Genomic DNA, 15,701 nt, shown 5'->3' with positions numbered 1-15,701 from the left:
AGATGTATTGAATCGTCCTATTTACCCGCTTAAATAAAATCAGTAAAGGTGTGAGCTAAATGAAACGAATTCCTGTAACAAAAACTGCAATGCCTGAGTTGGCTGCATATGTGGAAGAAATAAGCGACCTTTGGGATTCCCGCCACCTGACAAATATGGGGATGAAACACGAAAAGCTGATCTACTTATTGAAGAATTTTCTCAAGACGCCTTATGTTTCACTATTTACTAACGGTCATCTTGCACTGGAAAGTGTGCTGTCAGTCTTCGATTTATCTGGCGAAGTCATTACGACGCCATACACCTTTGCATCGACGACTCACGCAATAGTAAGAAATGGTCTGGTTCCGGTGTTCTGCGATATAGACCCCGTTACTTACACAATGGATGTGTCAAAAATTGAAGAGCTTATCACCGATAAGACAACAGCTATAGTCCCAGTGCATGTGTATGGTGCCGTTTGTGACGTGGTTGAGATTCAGAAGATTGCTGACAAATACAATCTGAAAGTGATTTACGATGCGGCTCATGCTTTTGGCGTAGAAGTAGATGGACAAGGTATAGGGTCTTATGGAGACGCCTCAATGTTCAGCTTCCATGCCACAAAGGTCTTTCATACCATAGAAGGCGGATGTGTAACTTTCAAGGATTATACTCTCCATGACAAACTGAACAATGTCAAGAATTTCGGCATTGCTGGACCTGAAACTGTTGAGCGCATAGGGGGCAATGCCAAGATGAACGAATTTCAGGCAGCGATGGGTATTGTCAATTTCAGTTACATCGAAGAAAACAGACACAAGAGAAGACAGATTGTTGATCAGTACCATTCCAGACTATCATCGATTCCAGGACTGAAGCTCCTAGCCGCACAAGAAAATATTCTTTCCAATTTCGCTTATTTCCCGGTCGTTTTTGATGGAAGAGGTTGGGATAGAGACCAGGTTGCTTACGAACTGGGGGAACATGGTGTATTCGCCAGAAAATACTTCTATCCTCTGGTCAGTGACTTCGAATGTTACCGTGACACGTATGACAGCTCACAGACTCCTGTCGCTAAAGACATGGCTTCTAAAGTGCTGACCTTACCTTTATATCCTGAACTTACATGTCAGGACATTGATTTTATCTGTTCTATCATTGAAGAAATGGCACCCGACAAGAAATACTTCAGTTACAAATTATCATCAGATAAGATACCAGTTATAAAGGAAGAAAGGGGTAGAAAATTATGAAAGGTATTATTCTAGCAGGAGGAAAAGGCACACGTCTTTTTCCAATGACGTTGGCTATATCTAAACAACTGCTTCCTATTTATGACAAGCCTATGATATATTATCCGCTCAGTACTCTGCTCCTGGCAGGCATTGATGAGATCATGATCATATCCACTCCTCAGGATACCCCTATTTTTAAGAATCTGCTCGGTGACGGCAGTCGATTAGGCATTCGTTTATCATATGCTGTGCAGGCGTCTCCAAAGGGTTTGGCAGAAGCCTTTATCATCGCAGAAGATTTTATAGATGGGGATGATGTCTGTCTGATCCTTGGAGACAACTTCTTCTACGGTCAGAATTTTACACGACTTTTAAATAATGCCCAGGAAATGAATGACGGAGCCGTGATCTTCGGTTATGAAGTAAAAGACCCTACGGCATTCGGGGTAGTAGAATTTGATGATGATTTAAGAGCGTTGTCTATTGAAGAAAAACCCGAGCACCCTAAATCATCATATGCTGTCCCTGGGCTTTACTTCTATGACAATAATGTCGTGGACATTGCCAAAACTATTGAACCATCAGAGAGAGGTGAACTTGAAATCACCGACATCAACAAAGTCTACATGGAAAATGGCAACCTGACTGTACTTCCTTTTGGAAGAGGTATGACCTGGCTGGACACTGGAACACCGGAAGGGATGCTGAAAGCTGCAGAGTTTGTGGAAACCATTCAGAATCGTCAGGGTCTATATATTTCATGTATTGAAGAAGTTGCCTGGCGTAGAGGATTCCTAAGTGATGATGGCCTAAGACAACTTGGAAATGCTATGATTAAAACAGATTACGGCAAATATCTACTTAAATGTCTGGAGGTTATTACATGGAAAATCTACTCATAACAGGCGGAGCAGGCTTTATCGGAAGCAATTTTCTTCATTACATGGTCAGAAAGTATCCGAATAAACAGTTTGTCAATGTTGATGCTTTGACCTATGCGGGCTCATACGACTCAGTTGAAGAGCTGGAGGGCTTGCCAAACTATACTTTTATAAACGAAGACATCTGCAATAAAGAAAAAATGCAGGAAATAATCGATGGTTACGGTATCGATACTGTTGTAAACTTTGCTGCTGAAACACATGTGGATCGAAGTATTGAAAATTCAGATGCTTTTTTCCGGTCCAACGTACTCGGAACGAAGTCATTATTGGATGTGTGTATGAAATCATGGAAATTAGACCCTAGTGACTTTAATGACAGAAGATTTCGAGCGGGAGTCCGGTTCCTGCAGATTTCTACCGATGAGGTTTATGGCGCTCTAGGAAAAGAAGGATACTTTACTGAAGAGACTCCTCTTCATCCAAACAGCCCGTATTCTGCCTCCAAAGCTAGTGCAGACATGATGGTTTCGGCTTACCATCATACCTATGGCTTGCCAGTTAACATCACACGCTGCAGTAATAATTATGGCCCCTATCAATATCCAGAAAAACTGATTCCACTCATGACCACCTATGCTCTTGATGACAGAAAGCTTCCTGTATATGGGGATGGTCAGCAGATCAGAGACTGGCTGTTTGTGACTGACCATTGTACAGCAGTCGAATCGGTGCTGCTTAATGGCAGAGACGGAGAAATATACAATGTTGGTGGAGACAGTGAGAAAACGAATGAAGAAGTAGTGAAAGTGATTCTGGATACGCTGGGAAAAGATCATAGTCTTATCGCATACGTTAAAGACAGACCGGGTCACGACAGACGCTATGCTATCGACCATTCTAAGATTACACGCGAACTTGGCTGGCAGCCTTCAGTCACTTTTGAAGAAGGAATTCAGGAAACAATCGACTACTATGTCAGGACTGTCCAGCTGCAGAACTAAATGGATAGGTTGTGTAACTATCCCTAAAACAGCTTCTTAAGAGAAGTTCCGCCTGTGTTCACTAGGTAACCACTATTTGCCTATGCATGGGCGCTTCTCTATTTTTTAAATGGTGTCTTTTTAACATAGTAACCTATGACTATAAGTGCTTACAGGTTATTAACTTGTATCAGCCTACGAATAATGCCAGAATTATTCAGATGTTTTCTCAAAAAATTACTTTCTGGAGGACAGCGGAGGAACACTATGAAAAAGATAATGGCAGTTTTTGCGACCACACCAGAAGCAATTAAACTATGTCCTTTACTGGATATACTTCTGTCAAAGAAGGAGTTTGAAGTTAAAGTCTGTTTTTCAGGACACCAGATCAAAGAAGTTCAGCAAGTACTGGATATCTATATGATTGAACCAGACTATGTCCTGTCTATGGATGAGAGAGACAAGGATCTCTATGATACGACAATAGCTATATTAGAAGAAATAAAAAGCGTTCTTAAAAGTGAAGAGCCCGATTTAGTACTCGTTCAAGGCGATTCGACAAGCAGTTTTGCTACTTCGTTAGCTTGCTTTTATCTGGACATTCCTCTCGGCCACATCGAAGCCGGTCTTAGAACTTATAATATCCACTCGCCCTATCCAGAAGAATATAACCGACAGGCTGTGTCCATATCTGCCCGCTATAATTTTGTGCCTACCAGAAAAGCCAAAGTAAATCTTATAAAAGAGGGCAGAGATCCTTCCTCCATTTACATTACAGGGAATACAGCAGTCGATGTACTGAGAAAAACGATTCGGTCGGACTATACGCATCCTTATCTGGAATGGGCAAATACATCACGTCTGATCATTCTGACGAGTACCTGTCGCGGAGAAATGAAGAATACGTTAAAGAATGTAGTCAACGCAATTAAACGAGTTGTAGATGACGAACCTGAAGTGAAGGTTATTTTCCCTCTTCATATCGACACAGATGAGCGTGGGGCGGTGGAAGAAGAGATAGGTAGCAACGATAAGATACTGCTGGTTCCACCACTTCCAGTAAACGATTTTCATAATTTTTTAAATAAGTCATATTTTATCCTTACTGATAGTGAAGGGATACAAGTCGAAGCCCCGTCTTTGGGTAAGCCTGTTTTAGTCATGAAGGAAAATACTGAAAGACCTGAAGGAGTGGCTGCCGGTAACCTTAAGGTGATCGGTACTAATGAAGAAGATATTGTCAGACACTGCAAATGGCTCTTAAATGAACCGGCTTTGTACAATAAAATGAGCAAGTCCTTGAATCCTTATGGCGATGGCTATGCCAGTGACAGGATAGCCGATATCATTCTGACAGGACGCCGCTGGGAGTGGAACGAACGATCATCGAGTCGGCTGGATTTCACTCGCTGATAATCAAATCAATTTGTAAAAGAATGCCTTCGGAAAGGGCATTCTTTTTTTAAAGCGGATATATTCTATCTGACTTTTAAGTTAAATCGTTTACATGGTCGAGTCATCTGTTATTCACCGAATAAAGGGCGTATACTGATTGTTAAGAATAAATTTCTGATTGAGGAATGATAGTGTGAAGAATAAAAGTATGAAACATTGGCTCGTGGTCATGACTTTATGTGGCATCACAATCAGTGCAATTGGCCTGCCGGTGATGTCAAATGGGGTATTTATTACGCCGATAGCCGACAGTCTAGGCGTCTATAGAGGATCGGTTGCGATGCACAATACCCTGACCCTGTTTACTAAAGCCATCATGTCATTGTATGCAGGTGTTTTAATCAGGAAATATCCCTTTAAGCTGGTAATCTTATTTGGAGTAGTACTGGCTGGTGTATCGAATATCTTATTAGGTTTTTCCGAATCGATTCTAATTTTCAATATATTAGGCACGCTCAGAGGAATTGGATCTGGCCTGCTGGCATGGGTTCCGGTAACGATTGTCGTGAACGAATGGTTCGAGCAGAAGCACGGACTGGTGATGAGTATCGTGTTAAGTTTCAGCAGTGTGGGAGGTGCAGTCTTTTCTCCAGTCTTCACCAGGCTCATTGAATCTGTCGGATGGGAACAGTCTTACCAGATCATGGGCCTGCTGATCATCGCCTTTACCTTGCCCGCCTTACTTATCCCTTATACCTTGGACCCGAAGGAATCAGGCTACCTTCCTTATGGGGCTTTGGAAGCTGGTGACCAAGGCATTGAGAAAGAGAAGAAGACGATCAGGCGAGAACAGCAAGGCGGGATCAACGGAGCACTGTTTGCACTGATGTTTACGTTCACTTTACTGCAGACGATGCTGATCGGTGTGCCTCAGCACTTTCCAGGCTTTTCTGGAACCCTCGGGATGACCAGCGACGTAGGGGCGACGATGCTATCATTCGCTATGATCAGCAGTATCGGATTTAAGCTCGGAATGGGTTATCTCAGTGACTTTGTCGGGCCGATAAAAAGTACCTTGAGCATGGTGGCAGTTGTAGGAGGAGCAAGTATTCTTCTCGTCGTGTTTCAGAATGCCTGGCTGCTTTATGGGGCTGCCTTTCTCTATGGAGCCATCTTCTCGATCCCGTCAGTCAGTGTGACCTTGCTGACTAAGGAATTTTTCGGGCGCTATCATTTTGTCAGGCTTTACCCGATTCTGGCATTTGCTACGAGTTTAGGCGGGGCCTTTTCAATCTCTTTAGTCGGTTACATCTTCGACTTTACAGGGTCTTATATTCCTGCATTCATCTTCTCCCTGGGAATCAACCTGTTCAATTTTGTTGTCTTGTGGATCATGGTTAGAATGCACAATCAGAAAAGTCTACGGGAAAAAACAGCTTGATTACATGAAATAAAGATTTAACTGAATATATCTGTACAAAGGTTGCGCTTTCAATGATAGTCATATCCTGTATAATTGAGTGGAGATAGTTAATCTATTTTTCAGGAGGAATGATCTGTATGAAACGATCAGAGATCAATCAGGCTATTAAGGATGCACTCGACTTGTTTACTGGACAATCTTTTGCGCTTCCGCCTTTTGCACACTGGACTCCAGGTGAGTGGGAGACTAAGGGGAGTGAGTACGATGAAGTCAGAGAAACTGGACTGGGCTGGGATGTGACGGACTTTGGAAGTGGAAACTTTGAAAAAGAGGGCCTGCTGCTGTTTACATTAAGAAACGGGCATCCGGATGAGTCTGTACGGGTCAAGTCCTATGCCGAAAAAATCATGGTAGTCAAAGAAAATCAGGTTACGCCGTTCCATTATCACTGGGAAAAGACCGAAGATATTATTAACCGAGGCGGTGGCAAACTGGTCATCAAGCTCTATCTGGCTGATGAAGAGGATGAATTCAGCGATGAACCCTTTACAGTGACCTGCGATGGAAAAACGATTAACTGTGAGCCTGGACAGATTATTGTGTTGAAGCCTGGAGAGAGCATCACCTTGATGCCTAAAGTCTATCATTCATTCTGGGGTGAAGAACAGGGCGGACCGGTTCTTGTAGGAGAGGTTTCCGAAACTAACGACGACAATGCCGACAACCGTTTTTACGGCGACCGCCCACGTTTCAGTGAAATAGAAGAAGACGAACCGAAGCTGTTTAAGCTTGTTAACGAGTATTGAAGGAATAAAGAGGTTAAAAGAGGTAAAGCCGATCCCCGTGATCGGCTTTTTTCTTTTTGAAGTACTTTTAGCAGGAGCGAGGGGATAAAGCGGGTGGATTTCTTTTGTGGCTTTAGTTCTAGTCGTATCTCAGGATTATGATCAGTTTCATAGATGTAAGTAGCACATGAATAATGACATTTTGTTGATGGATGAGTTGACGAAAATGTCGTTAGATAGATTCTACTTATAGTTTATTGTGTAGGAGATTCATAAGGTAGAACTAGAGCCTCTCTAGTTCTATTTTAAAATTCAATGACCAGAGATACTGCTGTTAAAAGGGGTCTAGCGTTATTTTAGATTTCATAGATAGTCTAAACTACAAGTAGATTGCATGTAGCTGTACTTCCGCTAAGATAGTATGGCTTAAAATGAAAGTATAATGCTCGTTAAGAGCATTTTCCGTCTTGCTCTTATGTCTAAACTGCAGTTAGCTGGTCTCAAAATCAGAATCAAGGCTAAAGGGCTCTTAAGAATGTCGAATCTGGGCAACCAGATTCTTTCTAAATCATCTATTTTAAATATTTCCTATTAATTTCATGATTTTTGAGATAAAAGGACAATGATTAGTATAGAGATACTTAAGAGACGGAGGCAAGAAGGATGGAGCATAACATTAGACGAAAACCACGGGCATTATTAGTTATGGAAGCATTGAATAAACGCATGATTCTGTCCAGAAAAGAGAAGCAAAATCTCTATTCTATGACAAAAGGGTACGAAGGTGAATGCATATTCGATGACATGATAAAAGAAGCGAATCCTAAAGCACAAGTAATGAAGGATTTACTGTTAAAAGTGAATGGAACCACCTTTCAGATAGATACTATATTGATTTCATCAGATACGATTTACTTTTATGAAATCAAAAATTATGAAGGAGAATATCAGCTGAATAAAGATAAGATGATTATCTACAGAAGTGGGACAGAGATTTTGAATCCAGTTAACCAATTGCAGCGAAGCTCTTTTTTGTTTAGTCAGCTGCTCAATCAGAACAAGTATTCATTCAATATTAAGGCAAATGTCATTTTAATCAATCCTCAGTTTACATTGTATACATCGAGCCCTGTAGACAATGTGATACTGCCTCCACTCATTCCAAAGCATCTTGACCATATAGCCTCTGTCAAGTCTACAAAAAAATCTTCTATAGATCTGATCAATTTCTTGAGGAGTCAGCATATCAGTGATCACGATTTCGCGGATCTCCCGAAGTATTCAATGGATACGTTAAACCAGCAGTCGTTCTGTCGAACGTGTGAGTCACCGTTTCTTGAGATTACTGGAAGGAAGGTCAGGTGTGAAGATTGTGGAAAGGTAGAAAGTATCGCTAGCCTTATCAGACGTCATATAGAAGAATACAGATTACTTTTTCCGGAAAGAAGGCTGACAACTCCTCATATTCACCAGTGGTGCGGCAAACTGGTTTCACCTTTTTCGGTTCGACACGTCCTCAAGAGTTATTATCAAAGCGAGCAAGAGGGAAGATGGCGGTATTATAGAGGGAAGGACTAAATTACTACGGAAAAGCATATCAAAAAGAACCTCCATATGATAGTGCACTCTGATAGAGTTTTACTCTCATATGGAGGCTTTTTGATTTTACTTGTGCGCCTTTAATCTTTAAGAGAATAGTAAATCGTGGATTCTATATCCTGATTGTAATTTCCAAAACTACTTCCAAATATTGTTAATCCACCTACATATTTTGATCCCTCTTCGACTGAAATTTTTAATTTCATTAATGGCTGACTGAAGTCAATGTCTTTAAGACTGATAGTAGAAATAGCTTCACCGTCTATGAGCGTCTCTTTATTGTTAATACGCAATATTTTTAACAGACCATACTGACTGTTTTCTTTTGGCCACCAGGAGGGAGTCATTCGCCCTCGGACATCTGAAAAATTTCCTGGTACTGTCCAGGTGCCTATATTTTTATCATTCAAATAAAAAGTGATGTCTGAAGGCCAGTTATTATTGGAAACAGGAAATTCTGATGACAGCTCCAGACTGAGTTCCAGCATTTCAGGATGTTCATTGGCTGTCAGCATGTTAGGGAATTTATACTCCACAAATCCTTTAGAGAACCAGAGAATATCTGCATCCATTCTCTGAGTATTCATAAAGTGTTTGGGATCATCGAGATTACCTACATAATTATCTTTGGTAGCTAATCCGCAGGTTGGCTCGACACTGAAATCCGTGAAATGACCGATCTTGATAGATGTTCTATGCTGCTCATATTCGGGGTAAAGCACTCGTGGAAAACGAATAAACAGTTGGTCGATTGCCAGGGTACAGACTTTCTGGCTTCCCGCTTTACCAGGTATTCTTTCAGTTTTGATTATATTGGCTTCCTCCAGCTGTTTGACATGGCGGGTAACGATAGCGCTGGACATATAAAGTTTTTCAGCCATTTCTTTGATGTTCATTTCTTTTTCAGCTAGTAAATTTACAATTTTTAAACGTGTATCACTTGCCAGTGCTTCAAAGATTGGTAAAGCATCAGTTGTCGTACTAATTTCCATGATATCCTCCTATAGTTAACCAATAAGTTCATCAAATGAATGATCGAACTACCTGCTATCTAATATAGTGTACTCTTTAGTAAATCCATTATATAAAACAAAGAAAAGGCTTGCAAGAGTAATCGAAAGGATATATTCTGAAAACGTAATCAAAGAAACTAATTGAGTTTGATCGTAATTAACTTGTTAGTTAATCTTTTACAACAGGAGGAAAAAATAATGAAAAAACTATTACTGGGTAGTCTTTTATCTTCGATGGTTCTATTAGCTGCATGCGGAAATGGAGAGACTGGGGCAGGAGATGACACCGACAATGGAAATGAAGAAATTCCTGAAGAAGCTGCTGACGCAACGGTCATTCGTTTCCTGAATGGATTTACCGGTGGAGACGGAGCATTCATGAAAGAAATCGTCGATAACTTCAACGACTCTCAGGATGAATACTTTGTCAATGAATCTCAGGAACCGGAACACTATACTCAATTTAGAACGGGCGACTATGAACTGGTGGTCATGCACGGGGTTAACCTTGAAACTTATAGTATGGACGGGCTGATTCAGCCGATCGACGGAATTCTTGAAGATGTTGGTATGAGCATCAATGACTTTCATCCGGCAGCTGAAGATTTGGTAGGACTGACTGACGGAAATTATGGGATTCCATTAGACATTCATCCATTGACTACATTTTATAATAAGAATCTGACTGAAGAAGCACCAGAAACTTACGAGGATTTAGTTACGTTAAGTGAAGAACTTCAATCAGAAAACGAGAATCTATATGCAATGGGGATTCCGGATTCAGGATTGATTGAGTTCTACACCTTGACCTTGGCAGCTCAAAATAATGTTGATTTACTTTCTGACGATGAACGTTATCTGAATTTTGCTCAAGAGGATCTTGTAGATGCTTTATGGATCTTGCATGACATGATCTACGAAGATAATATTTCTCCTGAAGGACTTGGGCTCGACGGAGAGTTCCATGCATTCATGCAGGACTCTGAAGGAGATTCGGGCGGAAATCAGACAGCTGTCTCTCTAACCGGACCATGGTACTATCAGGCAGTGAGTGATGCGTATGGTGACGATCTGGGAATTGGTACAATTCCACAGTTAGGCGAACAAGTAGCTGTTTACGGAAACTCTCACGTTATCAGTCTGGCAGCAAGCGTAGAAGACGAAGACATGCTTGAAGGGATTTCTGCATTCATCGAATTCATGTATCAGCCAGAGAATCTGTCTAACTGGGCAGCTTCAGGTCAGGCGCCTCTTCACACAGAAACGATGAACTATATTGAAGAAAATGCTGAAGATTTCCCACTACCTTACCAGAATCAGCAGATGTTTGATGACTATGTTGCTGCTCCTGCAGTCTATCAGTTCGGTGAACAGATGAGATATATGAATGAAACCGTCATCGGACGAATCGTTCGAGAAGAAAATCTGACACGTGAAGAATTAATGGAAGAACTGGAAACGGCTACTGGGATCGCAGAAGAAATTGCCGATACAGCACCTGAACAATAGTACATCATTTAAGTCTTTCAGTTAGGTCTATGACTGACTGAAAGACTTTTTCCATAGGAGGGTTTTAATTGAAAATTTCGAAAACAGTATCTACTCTCATGTTTCTGCCATTCCTTCTCTTTTTTGTACTGTTCTGGATTATTCCATTTGTTTACGGCATCTATGTGAGCTTTCATAACTGGACAGTATCAGGAGGAAACAATGGATTTGTAGGGCTGGATAATTATATCAGAATCTTGACACCCGGAAGTATGTACCATGATTCATTTATGAATGCACTGGGGAACACCCTTTACTTTGTGGGTATCAGCCTGGTTCCGCTTGTAGTGTTTGCGCTGCTGCTAGCATTACTGATTGAAAATATACCGGGTAAACTAAAGGTTGTATTTCGAACCATCTTCTTCATATCTTATGCAGTATCAGTTACAGCCGTTTCTGCCATTTTCAAATGGCTGTTTACTGGCAATGGGGGATATATCAATAATGTACTCCAGACATTTGGACTTGATTCCATCAGGTGGCTGAATACTCAGCCTTACGCCTGGATTGCCATCCTTGCAGCAACAGTCTGGTGGACCATTGGGTATAACATGATTCTTTTTGTCAATGCACTGGACGAAGTGGATGAAAGTCTCTATGAAGCTGCAGCTCTTGATGGAGCAAATGCGTGGCAGAGATTCTGGAACGTCACTTTTCCATCGATCAAGGGAGTATTTGTTTTCGTGGTTATAATTACTGTGATTGCTTCGTTCAATTTATACGGACAGACCTTGTTGATCACTGAAGGTGGACCGGCCAGAAGCACAATGTCTTTGACTATGATTATTCAAAATACTATCTTCAGTCAGAACAACTTGGGCATGGGGTCTGCTATGGCTGTACTCATGGGAATCATAATGGTTTTCATTACTGGGATACAGTACATGATCGGATTTAGAAAGGATGAGAATGGATAATGAAACAATCGAAAGCACAGAAAGTGATTCTCATCATTATCGCTACTCTAATTGCCGCTGTATTTATTTTTCCACTTTTGTGGATGTTCTTCACGTCTTTCAAAGGGATGGCGGAATCTATAAGCAGTGCACGATTGCTTCCAAGAAACTGGACAGCAAATAACTTTATTGAACTCTTTACTGTCGATACTGCTAATGCGCCGATTATCAGGTGGCTGTTAAATACTGCATTTATCAGTTTTGGAGGAACAGCTTTAGTGGTCATAACGAACACGTTAGCTGCCTATTCTATTGCAAGACTTAACTTACCAGCTAAACGTCTGTTTATGTTCATCATTGTTGCTTCGATGACCATACCAGGAATCGTTATTGTTTTCCCAAGGTATTTTAATTTTAGGGATATTGGGCTTTTGGATACCTTTGCACCTCTTATTCTTCCATATGCTGCAAGTACACTTGGCGTATTTCTCATATACAGTTTTTTAAGAAACTTCCCAAGAGATCTTGAAGAGGCAGCTTATATAGATGGAGCTAATCAGCTGCAGATTTTAAGACATGTGATTTTCCCATCGATTAAACCGGTAATAGCCACGCTATCAGTCATTACGTTTATTCTGATATACAACGATTTCCTGTGGCCATTACTTGTCACTAACTCTGCAGAGATGAGAACTGTAACTGTCGGGCTAGCCAATCTGGTACAGGGAGCCAATTTCGTCAATCCAGGTAAAATGATGGCATCTACTTTAATTGCAACTGTGCCGGCACTCGTGATTTTCATTTTCGCGAACCGTTACTTTGTTAAAGGGGTCAATTCTACAGGATTGAAGTAAAAAAGAGACTAATGAATAGAGAAATTAATAACAGCACTGATAGGAGAGAATTTATGATAAGAGAAGAATACCCAAGACCACAGCATGTAAGAGATGAATGGCTTAACTTAAATGGAGAGTGGTCTTTCTGTTTTGACGACGATGATACTGGTGTTAAAGATAAATGGTACAAGACAGATAACCTGTTTGATCAAACGATTCAGGTCCCTTATGTCTATCAGTCCAGACTAAGCGGCATAAATGATCAGAAGAATCATGAAATTGTCTGGTACAAGAGACAGGTAGATGTGCCAGAATCCTTTATCGGGAAAGAGGTACTCCTTCATTTTGGAGCAGTTGACTATATCTGCGATATCTATGTAAATGGTCAGAAAGTCGGCAGCCATAAAGGCGGACATACCTCGTTTTCTTTCTCCATTAGCCCATTTATAGACTCAGAAAAACTAATTGTTACTTTAAGAGTATTTGATCCGAGAAAAGAGGAATCCATACCTAGAGGGAAGCAGACGTGGGAGGACAAGCCGCATTCGATCTGGTACACCAATTCGACGGGAATCTGGCAGACTGTCTGGATGGAAGCTTTATCGGACAGGTATGTGTCAGCAATGCGTTTTACACCAGATATTGACAAAGGACAGGTCTCGTGCAAAAGCTCGTTCAATAAACCTGTTACTGGATGTGAACTGGACTACTCCATTTCATTTAAGGGAGAGCAGGTACTGAAAAGTCGATTTGAAGTGACAGGAACCTCACATAATGTCGTATTCGACCTTCACCAAAGGTCAATTTTCAGAACATCTCATCATCACAACGGCTGGCATTGGACACCTGAAGATCCGAATCTTTTTGATATTGAAGTGAGCCTTATTGATCAAGGGAATACAATTGATAAAGTATCAAGCTATTTTGGAATGAGAAAGGTTCACACTGAAAACGGGCAGGTATATTTAAACAACAAACCGTATTATCAGAAACTTGTGCTTGATCAGGGGTACTGGCCCGAATCCCTGATGACTGCTCCCAGCGATGATGCACTGAAACACGATATTCTTATCTCAAAAGAGATGGGCTTTAATGGCTGCCGAAAGCATCAGAAGGTAGAGGATCCAAGATTTCTTTACTGGGCTGACCAGCTAGGCTATCTGGTATGGGGTGAATCAGCATCGGCACATTTCTTTGACGAGTCAGCCGTTCCTCTAGTCACTAATGAATGGATCGAGATACTAGAAAGAGACTACAACCATCCTTCTATCGTTGCATGGGTACCTTTCAATGAAAGTTGGGGAATTAATGATGTGGGGCGTGACAGTCAGCAGCAGCACTACACACTCGCTTTATATCATCTGATTCATTCACTGGATGAGACTCGTCCAGTTATCTCTAATGATGGCTGGGAAATGACCGTAACAGACTTGAGTACTGTCCATCATTATGGTCACGGAGAAATGGACGAGAAAGAAAAATATGAGCGATTTAAACTTGATTTGAAAACTAAAGAGGCTATTCTTGCATCAAACTCAGCTGACCGTTCTATTTATGCTAATGGCTTTTCACATCAGGGGGAACCGATATTACTTACCGAGTTTGGTGGAATAGGGTATAAGAAGGATGATCAGGACGGATGGGGCTATTCATCTGTGGATAATGATGACGAATTTGTATCAGAATACAGCCGTGTACTGAATGCAGTCTACGAATCGGACATTCTAGCCGGCTACTGCTACACACAACTATACGATGTTGAACAGGAAATTAACGGCCTGCTGACTTACAACCGTGATCCTAAAGTAAGTGTCGAAAAAATCCGTGAAATTAATGAGAACGACTATATGTAAAGGAGTGTCATATGCTACCTAAAGACTTTAAGTGGGCTGTAGGCATTGAGAATACATTTGTCACCCAGATCGAAAAAGGTGAACGGCCCCTCGACGAGTATGAATTGACGCAACACTATGAAAACTGGGAGTCAGATCTTGATCTTGTCCGAAAGACAGGGGTCGGTATGATACGTTATGGGATTCCATGGTACACCATCGAAAAAAAGCCAAATGAATTCGACTGGGAATGGACAGACAAAGTAATGAGATACTTTAAGTCTAATGTAGAACTTACCCCAATCATTGATCTCATACACTACGGTACCCCTCATTGGTTAGAAGACGAGTTTTCAAATCCCAGTTATCCAGAAGTGGTTGCTCGTTTTGCTAAAGCCTTTGCTGAAAGATACGGCTCTTTTATTAAGTACTACACACCAATGAATGAACCATATGTAACAGCGGAATTCTGCGGCCTTAATGCTGTATGGCCTCCTTACCTTGAAGGTCTCTCGGGTTTTTACCAAATTATGACTCAAGCAGGAAAAGGAATTATTCTGACACAGAAAGCCATTCATGAGGTAGTTCCTGATGCAGTGTTCATTCATGTAGATGCCACTAAAAGATATCATACGGATGAAGCTCGTTTGGAGACTGAAATGGAGCTCTGGAATGAGAACCGGTTTGTCATGTGGGAGCTGATTCAGGGGCGTATCGTAACTGGTCATCCTCTGTATGACTGGATGATATCTTATGGCACTGCTCCGGAAACATTAGATTGGTTTTCTCAGCACCCTGTTCAGCCAGATATAGTGGGATTGAACTACTATCCACAATTCAGCGTACACGCCATTACTCGGGACAATAAAGGCAGCATCATTTTTCCGAACGTAATGGGCACAGGAAGTGACTTGACTGAAATTGCTGAAGAAGCTTACAAACGATATGGGAAACCCATTATGATTACTGAAACTAGTTTTAATGGGAGTGAAGACGAACGACTTTCCTGGTTGAATGAAGTGGTGGATAGTTGTGAGAAAATGATCAGCAATCAACTACCTGTCATGGGGCTTACGTGGTTTCCGTTTTTCGATCTTGTCGATTGGGGATACCGTACATCTGACAAGACTGTAGAAGAAGAGCTTTTACCGTTTGGATTATATACTCTTGCGCAGGCAGATGGAAAATTAGTTAGAAAGAAAAATCGAGTAGCTGATGAATTTGTTGAGCGCATCCGCTATCATAGAGGAGGCAGACTATGAGAAAGCTGGCATTACCAATCATATTCTCAGC

At 41.3% G+C, this 15,701-nt stretch carries 13 protein-coding genes; 12 read left to right on the top strand and 1 reads right to left on the bottom strand.

Annotated features, from left to right (window positions below):
• Window positions 1–59: 59 nt before the first annotated feature.
• The 7 genes from BMX79_RS03810 (at window position 60) to BMX79_RS03780 (ending at window position 8,262) form a co-directional block, all read left to right on the top strand.
• Window positions 60–1,235: a DegT/DnrJ/EryC1/StrS family aminotransferase gene (locus BMX79_RS03810; protein WP_091479284.1), complete on the top strand. Its 1,176-nt coding sequence runs from the start codon at window positions 60–62 to the stop codon at window positions 1,233–1,235.
• A complete protein-coding gene (gene rfbA / locus BMX79_RS03805) occupies window positions 1,232–2,119 on the top strand; it encodes a glucose-1-phosphate thymidylyltransferase RfbA (protein ID WP_091479282.1) in 888 nt (295 codons plus the stop codon). The genes BMX79_RS03810 and rfbA overlap by 4 nt, the downstream gene beginning before the upstream one ends.
• Window positions 2,101–3,102 (top strand): dTDP-glucose 4,6-dehydratase, encoded by a 1,002-nt coding sequence (gene rfbB, locus BMX79_RS03800; RefSeq protein WP_091479279.1) that lies wholly within the window; start codon window positions 2,101–2,103, stop codon window positions 3,100–3,102. The genes rfbA and rfbB overlap by 19 nt, the downstream gene beginning before the upstream one ends.
• A gap of 246 nt (window positions 3,103–3,348) precedes the next feature.
• The gene (gene wecB, locus BMX79_RS03795) at window positions 3,349–4,494 is read left to right on the top strand and encodes a non-hydrolyzing UDP-N-acetylglucosamine 2-epimerase (RefSeq protein ID WP_091479276.1); all 1,146 of its coding nucleotides are present in this window, start codon (window positions 3,349–3,351) and stop codon (window positions 4,492–4,494) included.
• A gap of 175 nt (window positions 4,495–4,669) precedes the next feature.
• Complete coding sequence (locus tag BMX79_RS03790; RefSeq protein ID WP_091479273.1) at window positions 4,670–5,917, top strand: MFS transporter; 1,248 nt, start codon at window positions 4,670–4,672, stop codon at window positions 5,915–5,917.
• Window positions 5,918–6,036: 119 nt separating this feature from the next.
• Window positions 6,037–6,705: a D-lyxose/D-mannose family sugar isomerase gene (locus tag BMX79_RS03785; protein WP_091479270.1), complete on the top strand. Its 669-nt coding sequence runs from the start codon at window positions 6,037–6,039 to the stop codon at window positions 6,703–6,705.
• A gap of 642 nt (window positions 6,706–7,347) precedes the next feature.
• Window positions 7,348–8,262 carry a nuclease-related domain-containing protein gene (locus BMX79_RS03780; protein WP_091479265.1) on the top strand — a complete coding sequence of 305 codons (915 nt, stop codon included), beginning with the start codon at window positions 7,348–7,350 and terminating at the stop codon, window positions 8,260–8,262.
• A 101-nt stretch (window positions 8,263–8,363) separates the two neighbouring features.
• Here BMX79_RS03780 and BMX79_RS03775 read toward each other — a convergent pair whose 3' ends face one another.
• Window positions 8,364–9,275, bottom strand: coding sequence for an ArsR/SmtB family transcription factor (locus BMX79_RS03775; protein ID WP_091479261.1), 912 nt, complete (start codon window positions 9,273–9,275; stop codon window positions 8,364–8,366).
• 219 nt (window positions 9,276–9,494) lie between these two features.
• Here BMX79_RS03775 and BMX79_RS03770 point away from each other — a divergent pair, with 219 nt between their 5' ends.
• The 5 genes from BMX79_RS03770 to BMX79_RS03750 all read left to right on the top strand — a co-directional run bounded on the left by BMX79_RS03770 (window position 9,495) and on the right by BMX79_RS03750 (window position 15,670).
• Window positions 9,495–10,805, top strand: a complete 1,311-nt coding sequence (locus tag BMX79_RS03770; protein ID WP_091479260.1) for an extracellular solute-binding protein — start codon at window positions 9,495–9,497, stop codon at window positions 10,803–10,805.
• A gap of 68 nt (window positions 10,806–10,873) precedes the next feature.
• Window positions 10,874–11,761 carry a carbohydrate ABC transporter permease gene (locus BMX79_RS03765; RefSeq protein WP_218025355.1) on the top strand — a complete coding sequence of 296 codons (888 nt, stop codon included), beginning with the start codon at window positions 10,874–10,876 and terminating at the stop codon, window positions 11,759–11,761.
• Window positions 11,761–12,594, top strand: a complete 834-nt coding sequence (locus tag BMX79_RS03760; protein WP_091479258.1) for a carbohydrate ABC transporter permease — start codon at window positions 11,761–11,763, stop codon at window positions 12,592–12,594. The genes BMX79_RS03765 and BMX79_RS03760 overlap by 1 nt, the downstream gene beginning before the upstream one ends.
• A gap of 53 nt (window positions 12,595–12,647) precedes the next feature.
• Window positions 12,648–14,429 (top strand): glycoside hydrolase family 2 protein, encoded by a 1,782-nt coding sequence (locus BMX79_RS03755; protein ID WP_091479257.1) that lies wholly within the window; start codon window positions 12,648–12,650, stop codon window positions 14,427–14,429.
• Window positions 14,430–14,440: 11 nt separating this feature from the next.
• On the top strand, window positions 14,441–15,670 hold the full coding sequence (locus BMX79_RS03750) for a family 1 glycosylhydrolase (RefSeq protein WP_091479255.1): 1,230 nt from the start codon (window positions 14,441–14,443) through the stop codon (window positions 15,668–15,670).
• Window positions 15,671–15,701: the final 31 nt, after the last annotated feature.

The sequence above is a fragment of the Alkalibacterium pelagium genome (assembly GCF_900109325.1).
GTDB lineage: Bacteria > Bacillota > Bacilli > Lactobacillales > Carnobacteriaceae_A > Alkalibacterium > Alkalibacterium pelagium.
This window is presented reverse-complemented; position numbering and strand designations above follow the sequence as displayed.

Bases quoted from the DNA above. Each gene is read 5' to 3' on its own strand.
- BMX79_RS03750 (WP_091479255.1), top strand. From the start codon at position 14,441: ATGCTACCTAAAGACTTTAAGTGGGCTGTAGGCATTGAGAATACATTT.
- BMX79_RS03770 (WP_091479260.1), top strand. From the start codon at position 9,495: ATGAAAAAACTATTACTGGGTAGTCTTTTATCTTCGATGGTTCTATTA.
- BMX79_RS03760 (WP_091479258.1), top strand. From the start codon at position 11,761: ATGAAACAATCGAAAGCACAGAAAGTGATTCTCATCATTATCGCTACT.
- BMX79_RS03755 (WP_091479257.1), top strand. From the start codon at position 12,648: ATGATAAGAGAAGAATACCCAAGACCACAGCATGTAAGAGATGAATGG.
- rfbB (WP_091479279.1), top strand. From the start codon at position 2,101: ATGGAAAATCTACTCATAACAGGCGGAGCAGGCTTTATCGGAAGCAAT.
- BMX79_RS03810 (WP_091479284.1), top strand. From the start codon at position 60: ATGAAACGAATTCCTGTAACAAAAACTGCAATGCCTGAGTTGGCTGCA.
- wecB (WP_091479276.1), top strand. From the start codon at position 3,349: ATGAAAAAGATAATGGCAGTTTTTGCGACCACACCAGAAGCAATTAAA.
- rfbA (WP_091479282.1), top strand. From the start codon at position 1,232: ATGAAAGGTATTATTCTAGCAGGAGGAAAAGGCACACGTCTTTTTCCA.
- BMX79_RS03775 (WP_091479261.1), bottom strand. From the start codon at position 9,275: ATGGAAATTAGTACGACAACTGATGCTTTACCAATCTTTGAAGCACTG.
- BMX79_RS03780 (WP_091479265.1), top strand. From the start codon at position 7,348: ATGGAGCATAACATTAGACGAAAACCACGGGCATTATTAGTTATGGAA.
- BMX79_RS03785 (WP_091479270.1), top strand. From the start codon at position 6,037: ATGAAACGATCAGAGATCAATCAGGCTATTAAGGATGCACTCGACTTG.